At 38.9% G+C, this 319-nt stretch carries 1 pseudogene; it reads right to left on the bottom strand.

The features are described 5' to 3' along the window. A pseudogene (locus tag KH400_RS23750) lies at positions 1–319 on the bottom strand (phosphopentomutase); the annotation flags it as partial.

Below are 319 nucleotides of genomic sequence, written 5' to 3' on the forward strand. Positions count from 1 at the left end.
CTTTAAGCTCTTCCATTACCTGCTTAAGTTGGCGATCAAATTGCTCTAATGCTTTTCCATAACCAATTGGATCACGGCGATGTCCATATACTGCATCAAAATCTACTAAATTTAAAAAGCATAACCCAGTAAAAGGCTTACGAATTGTCTCAAGTAATTTCTCCATGCCGTCATCATTGGATACCGTTCGAATCGCTTTTGTTACACCTTCTCCATCATAAATGTCAGAAATTTTCCCAAGTGCAATGGAATCAATCCCGTTATCTGCAAGCTCATTCATAACAGTGCGGTCAAAAGGCTTTAACGCATAATCATGACG

The organism is Desertibacillus haloalkaliphilus, assembly GCF_019039105.1.
In the GTDB taxonomy this organism is placed as follows: Bacteria; Bacillota; Bacilli; order Bacillales; family KJ1-10-99; genus Desertibacillus; species Desertibacillus haloalkaliphilus.